We start from the raw sequence: 17,377 nt of genomic DNA, 5'->3' as shown, positions 1-17,377 counted from the left end.
GAAAAATGACTGAATCATTTACACCAACTTGGATGATTGATGCAATCTACCGTTTGACGCCAGAACAACTTCAGGCACAAGGTATCAAGGCAGTTTTGACTGACTTGGATAACACGTTGATTGCTTGGAATAACCCTGACGGCACGACTGAATTGCATGACTGGCTTGAGCGAATGAATGAAGCTGGCATCCCAGTAATGATTGTTTCAAATAACTCAGCTGAACGTATTGCACGTGTTGCTGAACCGTTGAATCTACCGTTTGTGTCACGTGCCCTAAAGCCGTTGACACGTGGCTTGAATGAAGCCGTAACAAAGCTTAATTTGCAAAAGAACGACGTTGTGATGGTCGGTGACCAATTGTTGACTGACATCTGGTCATCAAACAACCACGGCGTACGAAGCATCTTGGTTAAGCCTCTAATTGAGACTGACCAATGGAATACAAAGATTAACCGATTTTTTGAAAAGGGTGTTAAGAAGCGCATGCTAAAGGCACACCCAGAACTACAATGGAGGACGACACTTGATTAGTGAAGCAGAAGTTCAAGGTTACTTGGCAGACGGATTGCGATGCATTGGATGTGGTGCGTTGATCCAAACTGAGCACAAGGGTGAATTGGGTTATGCCCCAATGTCAGCTTTGTTGAAGGGATTTGAAAACGAAGAAGTGTTGTGCCAACGCTGCTTCCGTTTGCGTCACTACAACGAAATCCAACCCGTCGATTTGACGGATGATGATTTCCGCTTGTTGTTGAACGAAATTTCAGCAACGGATTCATTGGTTGTTTACGTAATGGACGTGTTCGACTTTTCTGGATCATTGATTCCAGGATTGCACCGTTTCGTTGGTAACAACCCAGTTTTGCTAGTTGGTAACAAGGTTGACGTTTTGCCAAAGTCTTTGAAGCGTTCAAAGATTAAGGACTGGATGCGTCAACAAGCTAACATTGCTGGTTTGCGTCCTGTTGACGTTCAATTGACGTCAGGTAAGAGCGGTGATGACGTGCCAGCTTTGATGGACATGATTGAGAAGTACCGTGAAGGTCGCTCAGTTTATGTTGTTGGTGTTACCAACGTTGGTAAGTCAACGTTGATTAACCAAATCATCAAGGATGCAACGGGTGACAACAAGGATGTGATTACGACGTCACGTTTCCCAGGAACGACGTTGGATCGTATTGAGATTCCATTGGATGACGATACGTTTATCATCGACACACCAGGTATCATTCACCAAGACCAAATGGCGCACTATTTGACGCCAAAGGACTTGAAGTACGTTTCGCCACAAAAGGAATTGAAGCCAAAGACTTACCAATTGAACCCACAACAAACATTGTTCATGGGTGCATTGGCACGTTTCGACTTCATTCAAGGTGAGAAGGCTGGTATTACGGCTTACTTTGAGAACAACTTGATGATTCACCGCACGAAGTTGGAAAAGGCTGACGAATTCTACAGCAAGCACGCTGGTGAATTGTTGTTGCCACCAACGACGGAGAACTTGGACATGTTGCCACCATTGCAACGTCACGAGTTCAAGGTAACAGAGAAGACAGATATCGTGATTGACGGTTTGGGCTGGATTACAGTTCCTGCCAACACGGTTGTAGCAGGCTGGGCTCCTGAAGGGGTTTCAGTATTAACACGAAGGGCAATGATTTAATATGATTTCACTACGCGGAAAGCAAAAGCGTTACTTGCGCGCATCAGCACATGACATGCGTCCATTGTTTAGCATCGGTAAGCAAGGATTGACACAAAACTGGTTGGATCAACTAGAAGATGCCATCAACAAGCGTGAGTTGTTCAAGGTTAACATCTTGGCAAACTCAGACGTTGAAGTTGAATCTTTGAAGGAGTTCATCGAAGAAAACACGGACATCCAAGTTGTACAAACAATTGGACACACGTTGGTGTTGTTTGGTGAATCAGCTGACAAGGAAAACCGTCACTACTCAGTGGCTGCACAAAAGATTTAATATCACTCTCGAAACGGGGGTTCGGGCATGATTAATACAATCGAAAAAACCATCACGCAAGCACAAGCCGAGCGTGCGTTTATCGGTGAAACAAAGAAAATTGGTATTTTGGGTGGCACATTTAATCCGCCACACGTTGGTCACTTGGTCATTGCTGAACAGGTGGCAGATAAGCTTGGCTTAGACAAGGTATACTTCATGCCAAATGCTAAGCCACCGCACGTTGATGTGAAGCATGCAATTGATCCATTGCACCGTGCCAAGATGGTCCAAGCGGCCATTGCAGGTAACAGTCGCTTTGGCATTGAATTGCTTGAAGTACAACGCGGTGGCAAGAGCTACACCTACAACACAATGTTGCAACTGAAGGTGGAGCACCCAAACTACGAATACTATTTCATTATCGGTGGTGATGAAGTGGCGTACTTAAAGACATGGTATCGCATTGATGACTTGCTTAAGTTAGTTCACTTTGTTGGTGTTAATCGCCCAGGGCAACCACGAGTAACGGATTATCCTGTTGAATGGGTTGAGGTACCAAACCTTGAAATTAGTTCAACGGGTATTCGTAAGCGCATTGCTAATAAGCAAAGCGTGCGCTATTTGCTACCTGACATGGTAGCAGCCTACATTGTAGAAAAAGGGTTATACATGGATGACAAACGAGATAATTTATCGGGGCCGTTACTATAACGGTTCTCGTAAAAGCTTAGTTGAAGCAGCCCAAGCAGCGATGTCAGAGTACCGTTTCCAACACGTGTTGCGTGTTGAAGAAATGGCTGTGGCCTTGGCTGAAAAGTGGGGTGTTGATGCAGAGAAAGCATCTGTGGCAGCCTTGACGCATGATTACGCCAAGGAACGCTCTGATGCTGATTTCTTGGCGAAGATTGCCGAAAAGCAATTGGATCCAGATTTGGTTAATTGGGGAAACAACGTTTGGCATGGTATCGTCGGCGCCGAAATGGTGAAAGATGAACTGGGCATTGAAAACGAAGATATCCTGACAGCGATTCGTCAGCACACAACTGGTGCACCATATATGACGACGTTGAGCCAAATTATCTACATGGCAGACTATATTGAGTCAGGTCGCGATTTCCCAGGTGTTGAAGAAGTTCGCGCCTTGGCATTTGAAGACTTGGCAGCAAGTGTCGGGTGGCAAACGGGCCACACGCTTGCTTATTTAATTGAAAAGCAGGTTCCGGTTTATCCGGGCACGCTTTTGACATACAACGCATGGAGTGTGAAGTAATAATGGAAAGCAACGTAAACGAAATGTTGGAAGTAGCTGTTAAGGCTGCTGACCAAAAGCGCGCCGAAAACTTGGTTGCATTGGATATCCACGAGATTAGCTTGGTATCAGATGCTTACTTGATTTTGGATGCCCCAACGCAACGTCAAGTTTTGGCGATTGTTGATGAAATTGAAGACAAGATGGCTGAAGCTGGCTTTGAGTTGAAGCGTCACGAAGGTCGTCGCGAAGGTGAATGGGTCTTGATGGACTTTGGTGATTTGTTTGTGCACGTCTTTAAGGACGACATGCGCCAATTCTACAACTTGGAAAAGTTGTGGGGTGCTGCACCTGAAATTGACATCGACCAATGGATCGTTAAGGAAGAATTCTAATGAATTACCAAACTTTTGCGAAGCTGTATGACGACTTGTTTGACGAAGCAGCCTACGCAGATTGGTTCCAATACGCAACCAAGTTCATTAAGAACAAGGATGGTAAGTTATTGGAGCTAGCCGGTGGTGCAGGACGATTGGCGATTCAATTGAAGCAAGCTGGTTATGACGATATTTCAGTCTTGGACTTGTCTACTGAGATGTTGGCACTAGCTGCGCAACACGCCCAAGAAGCTGAATTGGACTTGCCATTGATTGAAGGCGACATGCGTGAATGGTCAGACTTCGATGAGCGTTTTGCAACGATTACATCATTTGCGGACTCATTTAATTACTTGGCTAACGAAGACGAAACGTTGATGGCGTTCAAGCAAGTCGCTGAGCACTTGGAAGATGGTGGTCAATTCTTGTTTGATGTGATTTCACCATGGCAAACGGATGTTTATTATCCTGGTTATATGTATAACTGGCATGATGATGAGACGGCGTTTATGTGGTCATCATATGGTGTTGAAGAACAACCGCATACGGTGGAACACGAATTGACGTTCTTTGTTTATAACGAAGACATCGATGGCTTCCAACAACTGCAAGAAGTACACACTGAACGCACATATTCTTTGGACACATACAAGCGTTTGTTGACTGAAGCAGGCTTCACAAACATTGAAGTGACGGCTGACTTTGGTCGATCAGAGGTGACTGATGAGTCACCACGCTGGTTCTTTAACGCAACGAAAGCGTAAAGCTTGGAGGACAACATGGAGGCAGTTGGGTTAGTAACTGAATATAATCCATTCCATAATGGACATGCCTACCATGTCGCCCAAGCAAAGGCGGTTACTGGTGCTGATACAGTTGTGGCTGTCATGAGCGGTAACTATGTGCAACGTGGGTTACCAGCCATTTTCGATAAGTGGCGACGTACGGAATTAGCGTTAGCGGGTGGGGTTGATATCGTTTTTGAACTACCCTTCGCTTTCGCTGTGCAACCAGCACATATTTTTGCACGGGGTGCCGTACAACTGTTAGCGGATGCCGGCGTTTCAAATATCGTTTTTGGTGCCGAGCATGCTGAGTTGGATTTCTTAGCACTCGCACAGCAGGCCCGTGACCGTTTGGCAGCGGATGAACATTTCTCAGCTGATTATTCACAGACCTATGCCACAGCATTTAATGATGTTCTGGCCGAGGTTGTTGGATTCCGGTTGACGGATCCAAATGATATGTTGGGTTTTGCTTATGCCACAGCGGTAATTGAACTTGGTTTGGTGAGTCAGATTCGACTACAACCGATTCAACGCATTAAAGCTGGGTATCATGATACAACGCTTTCGGATGATCACATTGCGAGTGCGACCGCGCTACGTGAGTTGATTAATCAGGAGGCGCCAGAAACGGCATTTGCTGACTATGTTTCGCAACCAGCAGCTGAATGGTTAGCACAAGGTGCGCAAACAGCTGATTGGTCTGAAACGTGGTATGATGCGTTGCGCTATAAAGTGTTGACCACGCCAATTGACGAATTAGAAAACATTTATCAATTGACAGATGGGTTGGCATACCGTCTTAAAGAAACCATTGAACGGGACACAACAGCTGACTATGAGACGTTTATGACAACGTTTAAGTCAAAGCGTTATACGCAAGCTCGCTTGCAACGAACGCTGTTGTACACTGTTTTGAATATAACGGATGCTGAGATGCAAACGGCGATGCAACGACCTTATTTGCGCATGCTAGGTGCAACAAAAGTCGGTCGCCGGTATTTGAAGCAACAACGTGAGTCATTCACGTTGCCGTTGATACATAAAGTTGAGAAGGATGACCTGACTGGAATCTTAATGCTTGATTACCGAGCTGGTCGCTTGTATCAACAGTTCTCACGGACACGTCAGGACAAAGCGTCACCGCTAGATACGGGACGTATTCCAGTTTTTATAGAAAGAGGATAATCACATGAAGTGGCAATATGCTGAACTCCAAAAGTACAAGACTGAATCATTGCAATTCAGCGAGGTCGTTGATTTGAAGGAGCCTTTGTTGGCAACTTTTGGTGACGTTGTATTGGACGTTACACCATTGACGGTTACTGGATTTGCGCAAGCTGATCGTGAAGACATCATTATTCACGCAAACGTGAAGGGAAAGTTGGTGACACCATCAACGCGTTCATTGACGCCGGTTGAAATGGATGTTGATTTCGATATCGATGAAGTTTACTTGCAAAACGAAGAGCACGCTGATCGTTATGAAATCGAAGACTCAGTTATTTTGATTGAAGATGGATTGATTGATTTTGATCAAGCCTTGATGGAATACGTTGCTTTGTCAGTGCCACTTCAAGTCTTGACGGAAGAAGAGAAGGACCAACCAATGCCAGAAGGTAAGGGCTGGGCTGTCATTTCTGAAGACGATTTTGAACAAAAGCAAGAAGAAGCACCAGCACAAGCGAATACACCTTTGGCTGGCTTGGCAGATTTGTTCAAGGACGAAGATTAAAAAATGAACGCTTACCGGCGCTGAACCGGTGGGCGTTTTTGCACATTTTGATGGGGAAGGAAAATTTGCATAATGGCTAAGCCAAAAGAAACACCAATGATGAAACAATATAACGAAATCAAGGCACAATACCCTGATGCGTTTTTGTTTTATCGTCTCGGTGATTTTTATGAATTGTTTAATGATGACGCGGTGTTAGGGTCACAACTATTGGAGTTGACGTTGACACAACGTAATAAGAATTCTGCTGAACCAATTCCGATGGCGGGTGTGCCTCACCACGCCGCACAAAACTATATCGATATTCTGGTTGATAAAGGTTATAAGGTTGCAGTTGTTGAACAAATGGAAAACCCAGCTGAAGCTGAGGGGATGGTTCGCCGTGAGGTTGTCCAACTGGTGACACCTGGAACACGCATGCGCAACACAGCGGATGCGGCTAAGGAAAACAACTACTTGGTTAGCTTATCAATGACGCCAGTTGGTGGCTTTGGATTGGCTTATGCGGACCTTTCAACTGGTGAAGTGAAGGCGACGTCAGTTTCAGCAACGAACGGCGTTTTGAATGAAATCAGTCGTTTGGAGACGAAGGAAATTGTGACGAACGCTGAGTTGCCTGATGAATTGATGGCCAATCTCACGAGCTTGGGTATCTTGGTTTCTAAGCAAGAAGAAGGGCCAGCCAATGCGGAAACGTCATATTTGACGCAACAGCTGGAAGTGCCAGAACAAAAAGAAGCGGCTGATATTTTGTTGGCTTATTTGTTTACGACGCAAAAGCGGTCATTGGACCACTTGCAGATGGCGACGCCTTATGAGATTGCGCAATACCTCAAGTTAGACCGTAATTCACGTGCTAACTTGGAATTGACGGTTAACTTGCGTACGCAACAACGTTCAGGCACGCTTTTGTGGTTGTTGGATAATACCAAGACAGCGATGGGTGGTCGTGCATTGAAGCAATGGTTGGAGCAACCGTTGCTTGATCGCGAGACCATTGAAGCCCGCTATGACAAGATTGGTGAACTGTTGAAGGACTTCTTCTCACGCGCTGCTTTGCAAGAAACGTTGAAGTCAGTTTACGATTTGGAACGATTGGCTGGACGTGTTGCTTATGGTACGGCAAATGGTCGTGACTTGTTGCAACTACGTAATTCATTGCGCCAAGTGCCGGATATTATGGTGACACTTGGTGATTTAGACCCAGCTGTCTTTGGTGACTTGTTACGTCGCATGGATCCAGTATCGGATATTGAAATTTTGATTTCAAAGGCGATTGCTGAGGAACCACCAATTTCAGTCACTGACGGTGGTGTGATTCGCTCAGGCTACAACAGCCGTTTGGATGAGTACCGCGATGTGATGAAGGGTGGTAAGAAGTGGCTAGCTGAGCTGGAAGCCAAAGAACGTGAAGCCACTGGTATCAGTACGTTAAAGATTGGTTTCAACAAGGTCTTTGGTTACTACATCGAAGTCACGAAGGCTAACATTGGGAAGCTTGACCCTGACCGTTACACGCGTAAGCAAACGTTGGCAAACGCCGAACGTTTCATCACGCCTGAATTGAAGGAACGTGAGCAAATCATTCTGGAAGCTGAAACAAAGTCGAGCGACTTGGAATACCAATTGTTCACCGAAGTGCGTGACCAAATTAAGGACAACATTGCCCGTATTCAAAAGTTGGCGGCTACCTTGGCTGAGCTTGACGTTTTGCAATCACTTGCGACGGTAGCTGAGCAATACAAGTTCACCCGTCCAACCTTGGTTGATAACCAAAAGCTGGTTATCAAGGACGGACGTCACCCCGTAGTTGAAAAAGTATTGGGCCACCAATCATATGTTGCCAACGACGTCTACATGGACGAAGACGAAACGATTATGTTGATTACTGGACCGAACATGTCTGGTAAGTCAACGTACATGCGCCAATTGGCCTTGACGGTCGTGATGGCACAAATTGGATCATATGTCCCTGCTAGTGAGGCGGAATTACCAATCTTCGACCAAATCTTTACCCGTATTGGGGCCGCTGATGATTTGATTTCTGGAAATTCAACGTTCATGGTTGAAATGGCCGAAGCAAATACAGCATTGCAAAATGCGACGAAGCGTTCACTGATTTTGTTTGATGAGTTGGGTCGTGGAACGGCAACGTATGACGGTATGGCTTTGGCACAAGCAATCATTGAGTATGTTCACAATAACACCAAGGCAAAGACACTCTTCTCAACTCACTATCACGAATTGACGGCATTGTCAGATGAGCTTGATCATTTGCGCAATGTTCACGTTGGTGCAACGGAAGAGAATGGTGAATTGGTCTTTTCACACAAGGTTTTGACAGGCCCAGCTGACCAAAGTTACGGTATTAACGTGGCGAAGTTGGCGGGCTTGCCAGACTCATTGATTGCCCGTGCATCTGATATTTTGGCAAGTCTGGAAGCCCAAGATGTGACGATTTCAGAAACGTTAGTACAACCGCAACCAGTATCAGCCGAGTTGGCTGAACCAGTGGCTGAACTGCCAGTTACGTCGACACCTGAGCCGGTTGTTGAAGAAGATACGCAACTTGACTTGTTTGCGTTGGAACCAGCGGTTGATCCTGCGCTACAAGCCATTTTGGATGAAATTAAGCAAACCAACATCGCAACGATGACGCCACTTGATGCGATGATGAAACTAAATGAGTGGCAAAAGCAAATGAAGTAATAAGAGGGCTGCGTTATGGCAGAAATTCATGAATTATCAGATATTTTAGCTAACCAAATTGCGGCCGGTGAGGTTATTGAACGACCTGCATCTGTTGTCAAAGAATTGGTTGAAAATGCAATTGATGCCAACAGTCATCAAATCGATGTGCTAGTTGAAGAAGCTGGTGTAAAGTCGATCCGCATTATTGACGATGGTGATGGTATTGAGGCTGATCAAGTTAAGAAAGCATTCTTGCGTCACGCGACGTCTAAGATTACGTCACGTAATGATTTGTTCCGCGTGCACTCTTTGGGGTTCCGTGGTGAGGCGTTGCCATCAATCGCGTCAGTTGCGGATGTCGTGCTGGAAACGGCTACTGCTGATGCACCACAAGGAACGCGTGTTCACTACAAGGGTGGTGAACTACTTGAAGAAGTCGGAACGGGCGCACGTAAGGGAACTGACATTACGGTGTCAGAGCTGTTCTTTAATACGCCTGCGCGTTTGAAATACTTGAAGTCACAATCAACTGAATTAGCACAGATTGTGGATGTGATTAACCGTTTGGCGATGAGTTATCCTGATATTTCATTCCGTCTATCACACAACGGTAATGAAGTGATGCGTACAGCGGGTAACGGTAATCTACAACAAGTTATTGCGTCGATTTACGGGGTACAACAAGCTCGTAAGATGTTGGCAATCCAGGCTGAGGACAATGACTTTGAGTTGAACGGTTATATCTCACTGCCTGAATTGACGCGTGCTAATCGTTCATACATTTCAATTTTGATTAACGGACGTTATATCAAGAACTTCAACTTGAGTCGTGCGCTTGTTAAGGGATATGGATCAAAGTTGATGGTCGGTCGTTTCCCAATTGCTGTTTTGCAAATTACGATGGATCCACTATTGGTCGATGTGAACGTGCACCCACAAAAACATGAAGTTCGTCTTTCTAAGGAAAGTCAGTTGATGGATTTGATTGAGCGTACAGTTAAGGAACGCTTTGCGAACCAGAATTTGATTCCAAATGCCTATGAAAACTATCTAGGCGAGGAGCAAAACGCAGCTGAAAATGACGAGGCGTTCTTGGCACAGCTAAACGAAGCGTCAAAGCCATATGTTAGCTCATATGCACCGGATACACCTGCCAATCACCCAGCGCCTATGTCGACGGCGGATTACGAAAAATTGGCTGATAACTTCTCGGTTGACGATATCGCGCCAGTTGTTGTGCATAATGCGGATGAGCTTGAAGGAACCGCGGTGAGTGAATTCGCTGAAAAGTATCAAGATGCCGATGCAGTTAACCCCTTTGATGAAGGGGGCGTTACGATGGCAGCTGAGCAAGAATCACTAGACCTGAAAGATGACACCATTACGGCTGTTGATGAGCACGGGCAAAGCTTCCCCAAGCTTGACTATATTGGTCAAATGCACGGTACGTTCTTGTTTGCGCAATCTGAAGAAGGGTTGTACTTGATTGACCAGCACGCCGCTCAAGAGCGTGTGAAGTATGAGTACTATCGAGAGGAAATCGGTAAGGTCGGCATGGAAATGCAGAAGTTGCTGGTGCCAATCGTGTTGGAATACCCTAAGATTGATATCTTGAAGATTCAATCCCATGAAGCAGAGTTGGCTAAGGTTGGCTTGCATTTGGAACCATTTGGGGATGACGCGGTGATTGTCCGTGAACACCCAGGTTGGTTTGAGAAGGGACAAGAAGAAGATACGATTCGTGAAATGGTTGATTGGATTTTGCGCGATGGTAATTTGACGACTGCTCAATTCCGTGAGCGTACGGCAATTATGATGGCCTGCAAGCGTTCAATCAAGGCTAACTGGTCAATGAATGACTTCGAGGCCAAGGGCTTGATTGATCAATTGTCACACTCAGAGAACCCATACAACTGCCCACACGGACGCCCTGTTTTGGTAACGTTCTCAACGTTGGACATGCAAAAGATGTTTAAGCGTATTCAAGATTCACACGAATCATGGATTGAATACGATAACCACCCCTTTTAATTTGAAAGTGTTTCGTATTCGCAATATACTTGTATCAACAAATACGAAATGACAGATTTTAAAAGAGGTAGATTATCATGAAGGCTCGTGTATTTTACGCTACGATTACTGGTAACAATGAAGATGTTGCGGACGTTATCATCGACACGTTCGAATCAGAAGGTGTTGAAGTTACTAAGGAAGACATCTCAATGATTGACCCACACGACATTTCAGCCGACGAGACTGACATCGTGGTGGTTGTACCTTACACGTTTGATAAGGGAACTGTTCCTGATGAGTCATTGGACTTCTTTGAGGACTTGGAAGACGCTGATTTGACTGGTATTGTCTACGGTGTTTCAGGTTCTGGTGATGACTTCTACGGTAAGGACTTTGCCGTTGCCATCGACAAGTTCGAAGCACAATTTGAGAAGTCAGGTGCCACTAAGGGAGCTGACGGTGTCAAGGTTAACTTGAGCCCTGATGTTGAAGCAACTGAAGAGTTGCAAGCATTTACGAAGTCTTTGATTGAAAAGGCTAACGCTTAATATCAATAAATACCAAAACCGGCAGTTGTTACAAAACAGCTGCCGGTTTTAATATTTGACTTCACGGGCAAGATTTGCTTCTTTAGACTTCAGAAACAAATCACAATTCAGCCATATATGACTTGTATGATATTTCTAAATTAGAGATAGTCATATGGGGGAAACATTATGGCAGATTATTCAGCAATGTCGACTGGCGTTGGGAAGTTGAACTATTCATTTTCAACATCTACAGCAGCTGAGTTTGGCGTAAAGGTAGAAAACGCAAGTGGTCGTCCGAACCACTATCGCGAAGCACAAATCAAGCGCATTCAGGATCGTGTGGCAACTAAGCCAGATATCACGTTTGCTCGTTTGCGTGCCGATTTGAATTTGGAAACAGCTGATTTGCGTCAACTAGCGCGTGAAGCTGGTGTTGAATTACGATAATTAACTAAAGAATCCGATGTTTTGTTATCTGAAACATCGGATTCTTTCTTTATTTCTGAACGAAAAACCAATAATCGGAACAAAAAACCACATTTTTACGAACAATAGGGTATAATAAGAACTATCTTAAAGAAAACATCGTCAATGTACGGTTATTGGGGGGCTATAATGGCTAACTTTACATCAATGTCAACAGGGGTCGGACAATTAAACTACACCTTTGCAACGTCTGCAGCATCAGAATTTAGCGTGACGGTTGAAAACGAAAGTGCCCACAAGAGTGAGTATCGTGAACGTCAAATCAAGCGCATTCAAGATCGTGTCGCCAATAAGCCGGGGATTTCATTTGGGCGACTACGTTCGGATTTACATTTGGAATCATCTGAATTGCGCCAACTAGCGCGCGAAGCGGGCGTAACATTGCAATAATTAACTGAATGAATAAGACTCAAAAAAAGATTGGTATCTGCGGAGGCCAATCTTTTTTGTTCGTTTAAAAATGATTTGCCACCACTCGACTTGTCCACAAAGGGATTTGGCACTAGAATAGATTGACTAAGGAAATGAGGAGGACACCTAATGGGTAAGCTAATACGGCGAGTTTTGCCGGCTGTCTTGGTAGGCGGTGTTGTAGCGGGTGGCTATTACGGGTACCAAGAGAATACATTGAATATCCGTGGCACAATTCAACGAGAAGAGTTGAAGCAGCGGGTTAAGGTGTCTAATGAAAAGATTACCCAATCTGAGCGACAAGCAATTGTTGACCGGGTCATGAAGGAAACGCACCGCGATGAAGGTTTGCATAAGCAAGGTTTTGTCAGTATGCCATCGCTAGGCATTTTGCAACCAATCTTCGATAATGCCTACAGCGAGGTAGGACTAGATGCCGGGGCTAATTATGCTAATCGCACGGCGGATGATCCAGATGGTAAACAGGTGCCAGTTATGGGCCAAGGCAATTATGGTTTGGCGAGTCACAATTTTAATGATGGTAAAACTGGTTTTTCTGCCCTACAAGAACGTCTCAATCAAGATGCCCCTTATCTTGTCGATGGTGAATTGAAGGGGAGTGATTGGTTGAATGGCCAGCCAATCTATATGGCTAATCGTGCGGGTATTTATCAATATAAGGTGACAGACCAGATATTGGTCAATAAGGGTGATACCGACGTGTTGCGTCAAACGCAGTCACCGCAATTAACGATTATCAGTTGCCTATTCCCAAGTACGCAATATCGTATTATTACGAAAGCATCATTGGATAAGACGTGGGAATGGCACAGTGCGCCAGATAAGGTTGTGCACTATTTTGACTTGACGGTCCAAAAAACAAACGCCCATGCGTCATGGTTTAATCCTGGTGAAGAAGAAGGCGTAAACTAATTGTTGCGTCAATAGTTAAGGGTTTCATTTTTCGAGTTTTCGAGTATAATGAATTAAGAATAAAGCGTTGACGAAGATAAGTCGTTGAACAAGATTGTTTATAGAGAGTTTGCCATCGGTGGGAGGCAGATAACGGTCGTTGAACGGTACTACTTCCAAGCGAACTGGTGAACCAGTTCCGTTTCCCGCGTTAAGGGACGATGAGGTGAGGGGGAACCCTCTCGAATTCGGGTGGTACCGCGTGCAAACGTCCCGTTACGACAAGTATAATTGTTGTAACGGGACGTTTTTGTTTTTCGCGCGTCAAGTTGCACGCAGATTAAATAGGAGATTACACAATATGGCAGATGTAAAGATTACATTCCCAGACGGTGCTGTGAAGGAATTCCCAGCTGGCGTAACGCCTTTGGAAATTGCTAACGGTATTTCAAAGTCATTGGCTAAGAAGTCTGTTTCAGGTAAGTTGAACGGTCACTACGTTGGTATGAACGATGGCATTCAAGAAGATGGTGCCTTTTCATTGATTACCAAGGATGATGCAGAAGGATTGCAATTGTTGCGTCACTCTGTTTCTCACTTGTTGGCACAAGCTTTGAACCGTTTGTACCCAGACCAAATTCACTACGGTGTTGGTCCAGCCATCGATAATGGTTTCTACTACGATACTGACAAGGTTGAGGGTAGCCAAATTTCAGCTGAGCAATTCCCTGAGATTGAAAAGATGATGAAGCAAATCGCTTCAGAAAACTTGCCAATCGTTTCTCGTGAGATTACGCGCGACGAAGCTTTGGAAATGTTCAAGAACGATCCATACAAGATTGAATTGATTAACGACTTGCCAGCCGATGAGCACATCTCAATCGCTGTTCAAGGTGAGCACGTTGAATTGGACCGTGGTGGTTTGGTACCATCAACGAACTGGATTAAGCACTTTAAGTTGACGTCAGTTGCTGGTGCTTACTGGCGTGGAAAGTCTTCAAACCCAATGTTGCAACGTATCTACGGAACGGCATTCTGGACGGCTGAAGACTTGGATGCTGAAATGAAGCGTCGTGAAGAAGCTAAGGAACGTGACCACCGTAAGATTGGTGCAGAGCAAGACTTGTTCTTCACGTCTCAAGAAGTTGGTGCTGGTTTGGCTGTTTGGATGCCAAACGGTGCTGCTATCCGTCGTACGTTGGAGCGTTACATTGTTGACCGCGAAGTGCAAGACGGTTACCAACACGTTTACACGCCAATCATGTCAAACTTGAACTTGTACAAGCAATCAGGTCACTGGGATCACTACCGCGATGACATGTTCCCACCTATGGACATGGGTGATGGCGAGTTCTTGGAATTGCGTCCAATGAACTGCCCATCTCACATCATGGTGTTCAAGCACAAGCCACGTTCATACCGTGAGTTGCCATTCCGAATTGCTGAATTGGGAATGATGCACCGTTACGAGAAGTCAGGTGCTTTGACTGGTTTGTCACGTGTTCGTGAAATGACGTTGAACGACGGTCACACGTTCGTTATGCCAGACCAAATCGAGGACGAGTTCAAGAAGATTTTGGGCTTGATGATCGACGTTTACGCTGACTTTGATATCACGGATTACCGTTTCCGTTTGTCATACCGTGACCCTGAAAACACGGAAAAGTACTACGACGACGATGACATGTGGGACAAGGCTCAAACGATGTTGAAGAAGGCCATGGACGACATGGAGTTGGATTACTTCGAAGCTGAAGGTGAAGCTGCGTTCTACGGACCAAAGTTGGACGTGCAAATCAAGACTGCTTTGGGTGGAGAAGAGACGTTGTCTACGATCCAATTGGACTTCTTGTTGCCTGAGCGTTTCGATGTTACTTACGTCGGACCAGATGGTGAATTGCACCGTCCAGTTATGATTCACCGTGGAATTATTTCTACGATGGAGCGCTTTACGGCTTACTTGACTGAAATGTACAAGGGTGCGTTCCCAACTTGGTTGGCACCACACCAAGTACGTATCATTCCTGTTAACCGCGATGCCCACGGTAAGTTCGCTAAGGACTTGGCTGATCGTTTGATCAAGCAAGGTATCCGTGCTGAATACGAAGATCGCAATGAAAAGTTGGGTTACTTGATTCGCGATGCCCAAACGTCTAAGGTTCCTTACACGTTGGTTATCGGTGATGAAGAAGTTAACAACAACACGGTTACGATTCGTCGCTTCGGTTCAACGGACACGAAGTCAAAGTCTGTTGATGCCTTTGAAGCAGAGTTGATGTCAGATATTGCACGTCACTCACGCGCAATGGAGACATTGGAAAAGGCCGTTAAGGGATAATAATTAACGATTAAAGACCTGATGTTGGGGGAATCCTGACATCAGGTCTTTTAGTTTGCGGTTAGTGTCCGTCCTGACGGCCGGAGAGGGCACGCTAACACGTCCAGACCATGACCTGCAGGGAGCGGAGTCCACGCCGTTGGCGCGTACGCCTTTACCTCCCGTGGCTCTAAGCGGTAAAACCGCTAAGAACCCACACCTGCGGGTCAGGGTCTGCACATGTCTATACGCGTGGCGGGGCCAAGCACCGCCGCTCCAACCAAATCCCATGCCTCGGCGCGATAGCGACGACACTAACCACCAACTAACAAAACCTCAAACAAAAAAATAACTTTCTGAGTTGAATTGGTATAGAAATTGGTCTATAATTGGTCTATACCAAAGATGAATAAAAACACAGAACGTATTTTTTAAGGGGAAATAAAATGAAGATTCTACAAGTTAAAGATCAACAAGCTGGTGGCCACGCAGGGTACGAAGTATTCGCAGAGGCTGTTAAGAATGGTGCACAAGTTTTCGGATTGGCGACTGGTTCAACGCCAATCTCAATTTATGATGAGTTGAAGGCCAGTGATTTGGACTTCTCTGATAAGATTTCAATCAACTTGGATGAGTACAAGGGCTTGCCTGGCACGCACGAGCAAAGCTACCGTTACTTCATGAACGAGCACTTGTTCAATGCTAAGCCATTTAAGGAGAGCTATGTCCCTGATGGTATGGCGGACGCTGAAACTGAGACGAAGCGTTACGAAGGTATCATTGACGCAAACCCAATCGATCTACAAATCTTGGGATTGGGTCAAAATGGTCACATCGGGTTCAACGAGCCTGGTACGCCATTCGATTCTTTGACGCACGAAGTGACACTAACTGAGTCAACAATTGAAGCAAATGCGCGTTTCTTCGAGAACGAAAACGAAGTGCCTCGCTATGCTTACTCAATGGGAATTGGTAGCATCATGAAGGCTAAGGAAATTCTTTTGGTTGCTTACGGTGCAGCGAAGGCTGATGCTGTGGCGGCGATGATCGAAGGGCCAGTTACGGAAGACATGCCTGCAAGTATCTTGCAAAAGCATGCAAATGTCACAGTTATTATCGATGAGGCAGCTGGTGCAAAGTTGACCAATCGTGAAGAAATTGTGCCGTTTGTGTAGGAAATCCGACTAATAGGAGAATAGGCGGGGGCATTGGTTGCAAACGTATACATGGGGTGTTATATTAATACTCGTAAAGCAGAGATGCTTTACACAACCAATTCTCTTTCTCTCTCTTAGCCGCTGTAACTTGCCAGTTATAGCGGCATTCTCTTTTTATGGGTATGTATTTTGCATACATTTTTAAAAATTCACTAAGACCGCTTAGGAATTTCGCACAAAAAGCTGTGTATTTTGCGATGCATAGCGTATACTAATCAGGTAATAATTAATAAAGAGGTATTATCACATGGCTTCAAAGACAGAATTGATCGACTTGGTTGCAGCACAAACTGAATTGCCAAAGTCAGAAACTGCTAAGACAGTTAACGCATTGTTGGACGTTATCAAGAACGAACTTGCTAAGGGCGAGAAGGTTGCTTTGGTAGGCTTCGGAACTTTCGAAGTTCGCGAGCGTGCAGCACGTAAGGGTCGCAACCCACAAACTGGTGCAGAAATTGAAATCGCAGCCGCAAAGGCACCTGCCTTCAAGGCTGGTAAGGACTTCAAGGAAGCCGTTAACAAGTAATCATTAGATTGCATAAATTAAACGCCGTACGATTTTTAGTCGTACGGCGTTTTTTTGTACCTAATTGTCACTAACAATTCAATAGACATAAAAATTTATGTTTGCTTTTAGCCCCCGTGAAGTATCGCCTAAGCTTTGACTCATATTATAAGCCTTGTCAGA

18 protein-coding genes and 1 other annotated feature are annotated in these 17,377 nt (G+C 45.1%); all 18 genes read left to right on the top strand.

Annotated elements, in window-relative coordinates; genetic code table 11:
* Positions 1 to 5 precede the first annotated feature (5 nt).
* Complete coding sequence (locus ACAW68_08440; protein XGA15486.1) at positions 6 to 533, top strand: YqeG family HAD IIIA-type phosphatase; 528 nt, start codon at positions 6 to 8, stop codon at positions 531 to 533.
* A complete protein-coding gene (gene yqeH / locus ACAW68_08435) occupies positions 526 to 1,668 on the top strand; it encodes a ribosome biogenesis GTPase YqeH (GenBank protein XGA15485.1) in 1,143 nt (380 codons plus the stop codon). The genes ACAW68_08440 and yqeH overlap by 8 nt, the downstream gene beginning before the upstream one ends.
* Position 1,669: 1 nt before the next feature.
* Entirely contained in the window at positions 1,670 to 1,984 is a 315-nt protein-coding gene (gene yhbY, locus ACAW68_08430) for a ribosome assembly RNA-binding protein YhbY (GenBank protein ID XGA15484.1), read from the top strand.
* Between the two features lie 27 nt (positions 1,985 to 2,011).
* A complete protein-coding gene (locus tag ACAW68_08425; GenBank protein XGA15483.1) occupies positions 2,012 to 2,677 on the top strand; it encodes a nicotinate-nucleotide adenylyltransferase in 666 nt (221 codons plus the stop codon).
* Positions 2,640 to 3,236 (top strand): bis(5'-nucleosyl)-tetraphosphatase (symmetrical) YqeK, encoded by a 597-nt coding sequence (yqeK, locus tag ACAW68_08420; protein ID XGA15482.1) that lies wholly within the window; start codon positions 2,640 to 2,642, stop codon positions 3,234 to 3,236. The genes ACAW68_08425 and yqeK overlap by 38 nt, the downstream gene beginning before the upstream one ends.
* 2 nt (positions 3,237 to 3,238) lie before the next feature.
* Positions 3,239 to 3,610, top strand: coding sequence for a ribosome silencing factor (rsfS, locus tag ACAW68_08415; GenBank protein XGA15481.1), 372 nt, complete (start codon positions 3,239 to 3,241; stop codon positions 3,608 to 3,610).
* Entirely contained in the window at positions 3,610 to 4,356 is a 747-nt protein-coding gene (locus ACAW68_08410; GenBank protein XGA15480.1) for a class I SAM-dependent methyltransferase, read from the top strand. Before rsfS ends, ACAW68_08410 begins: the two co-directional genes overlap by 1 nt.
* A gap of 15 nt (positions 4,357 to 4,371) precedes the next feature.
* A complete protein-coding gene (locus tag ACAW68_08405) occupies positions 4,372 to 5,565 on the top strand; it encodes a nucleotidyltransferase (protein XGA15479.1) in 1,194 nt (397 codons plus the stop codon).
* Positions 5,566 to 5,569: 4 nt separating this feature from the next.
* A complete protein-coding gene (locus ACAW68_08400; protein ID XGA15478.1) occupies positions 5,570 to 6,112 on the top strand; it encodes a DUF177 domain-containing protein in 543 nt (180 codons plus the stop codon).
* 72 nt (positions 6,113 to 6,184) lie between these two features.
* The gene (gene mutS / locus ACAW68_08395) at positions 6,185 to 8,821 is read left to right on the top strand and encodes a DNA mismatch repair protein MutS (protein ID XGA15477.1); all 2,637 of its coding nucleotides are present in this window, start codon (positions 6,185 to 6,187) and stop codon (positions 8,819 to 8,821) included.
* Positions 8,822 to 8,836: 15 nt separating this feature from the next.
* Positions 8,837 to 10,834 (top strand): DNA mismatch repair endonuclease MutL, encoded by a 1,998-nt coding sequence (gene mutL, locus ACAW68_08390; GenBank protein XGA15476.1) that lies wholly within the window; start codon positions 8,837 to 8,839, stop codon positions 10,832 to 10,834.
* A 77-nt stretch (positions 10,835 to 10,911) separates the two neighbouring features.
* Positions 10,912 to 11,364 (top strand): flavodoxin domain-containing protein, encoded by a 453-nt coding sequence (locus ACAW68_08385; protein ID XGA15475.1) that lies wholly within the window; start codon positions 10,912 to 10,914, stop codon positions 11,362 to 11,364.
* A gap of 168 nt (positions 11,365 to 11,532) precedes the next feature.
* Complete coding sequence (locus ACAW68_08380; protein ID XGA15474.1) at positions 11,533 to 11,793, top strand: hypothetical protein; 261 nt, start codon at positions 11,533 to 11,535, stop codon at positions 11,791 to 11,793.
* Between the two features lie 168 nt (positions 11,794 to 11,961).
* Positions 11,962 to 12,222, top strand: a complete 261-nt coding sequence (locus ACAW68_08375) for a hypothetical protein (GenBank protein ID XGA15473.1) — start codon at positions 11,962 to 11,964, stop codon at positions 12,220 to 12,222.
* Between the two features lie 150 nt (positions 12,223 to 12,372).
* Entirely contained in the window at positions 12,373 to 13,176 is an 804-nt protein-coding gene (locus ACAW68_08370) for a class A sortase (GenBank protein XGA15472.1), read from the top strand.
* A 58-nt stretch (positions 13,177 to 13,234) separates the two neighbouring features.
* Positions 13,235 to 13,434, top strand: a binding site (T-box leader).
* 82 nt (positions 13,435 to 13,516) lie between these two features.
* The gene (gene thrS / locus ACAW68_08365; GenBank protein XGA15471.1) at positions 13,517 to 15,493 is read left to right on the top strand and encodes a threonine--tRNA ligase; all 1,977 of its coding nucleotides are present in this window, start codon (positions 13,517 to 13,519) and stop codon (positions 15,491 to 15,493) included.
* A gap of 425 nt (positions 15,494 to 15,918) precedes the next feature.
* Positions 15,919 to 16,647, top strand: coding sequence for a glucosamine-6-phosphate deaminase (locus ACAW68_08360; GenBank protein ID XGA15470.1), 729 nt, complete (start codon positions 15,919 to 15,921; stop codon positions 16,645 to 16,647).
* Positions 16,648 to 16,936: 289 nt separating this feature from the next.
* Complete coding sequence (locus ACAW68_08355) at positions 16,937 to 17,215, top strand: HU family DNA-binding protein (protein XGA15469.1); 279 nt, start codon at positions 16,937 to 16,939, stop codon at positions 17,213 to 17,215.
* Positions 17,216 to 17,377 lie beyond the last annotated feature (162 nt).

Source organism: Weissella confusa, assembly GCA_041871065.1.
Classification (GTDB): domain Bacteria; phylum Bacillota; class Bacilli; order Lactobacillales; family Lactobacillaceae; genus Weissella; species Weissella confusa_A.
The sequence above is the reverse complement of the archived record's forward strand: the minus strand, read 5'-3'. Positions and strand labels throughout refer to the sequence as shown.

Bases quoted from the DNA above. Each gene is read 5' to 3' on its own strand.
- ACAW68_08385 (XGA15475.1), top strand. From the start codon at position 10,912: ATGAAGGCTCGTGTATTTTACGCTACGATTACTGGTAACAATGAAGAT.
- mutL (XGA15476.1), top strand. From the start codon at position 8,837: ATGGCAGAAATTCATGAATTATCAGATATTTTAGCTAACCAAATTGCG.
- thrS (XGA15471.1), top strand. From the start codon at position 13,517: ATGGCAGATGTAAAGATTACATTCCCAGACGGTGCTGTGAAGGAATTC.
- ACAW68_08380 (XGA15474.1), top strand. From the start codon at position 11,533: ATGGCAGATTATTCAGCAATGTCGACTGGCGTTGGGAAGTTGAACTAT.
- ACAW68_08440 (XGA15486.1), top strand. From the start codon at position 6: ATGACTGAATCATTTACACCAACTTGGATGATTGATGCAATCTACCGT.
- ACAW68_08375 (XGA15473.1), top strand. From the start codon at position 11,962: ATGGCTAACTTTACATCAATGTCAACAGGGGTCGGACAATTAAACTAC.
- ACAW68_08355 (XGA15469.1), top strand. From the start codon at position 16,937: ATGGCTTCAAAGACAGAATTGATCGACTTGGTTGCAGCACAAACTGAA.
- ACAW68_08425 (XGA15483.1), top strand. From the start codon at position 2,012: ATGATTAATACAATCGAAAAAACCATCACGCAAGCACAAGCCGAGCGT.
- rsfS (XGA15481.1), top strand. From the start codon at position 3,239: ATGGAAAGCAACGTAAACGAAATGTTGGAAGTAGCTGTTAAGGCTGCT.
- yhbY (XGA15484.1), top strand. From the start codon at position 1,670: ATGATTTCACTACGCGGAAAGCAAAAGCGTTACTTGCGCGCATCAGCA.
- ACAW68_08410 (XGA15480.1), top strand. From the start codon at position 3,610: ATGAATTACCAAACTTTTGCGAAGCTGTATGACGACTTGTTTGACGAA.
- ACAW68_08405 (XGA15479.1), top strand. From the start codon at position 4,372: ATGGAGGCAGTTGGGTTAGTAACTGAATATAATCCATTCCATAATGGA.
- yqeK (XGA15482.1), top strand. From the start codon at position 2,640: ATGACAAACGAGATAATTTATCGGGGCCGTTACTATAACGGTTCTCGT.
- ACAW68_08370 (XGA15472.1), top strand. From the start codon at position 12,373: ATGGGTAAGCTAATACGGCGAGTTTTGCCGGCTGTCTTGGTAGGCGGT.
- ACAW68_08360 (XGA15470.1), top strand. From the start codon at position 15,919: ATGAAGATTCTACAAGTTAAAGATCAACAAGCTGGTGGCCACGCAGGG.
- ACAW68_08400 (XGA15478.1), top strand. From the start codon at position 5,570: ATGAAGTGGCAATATGCTGAACTCCAAAAGTACAAGACTGAATCATTG.
- mutS (XGA15477.1), top strand. From the start codon at position 6,185: ATGGCTAAGCCAAAAGAAACACCAATGATGAAACAATATAACGAAATC.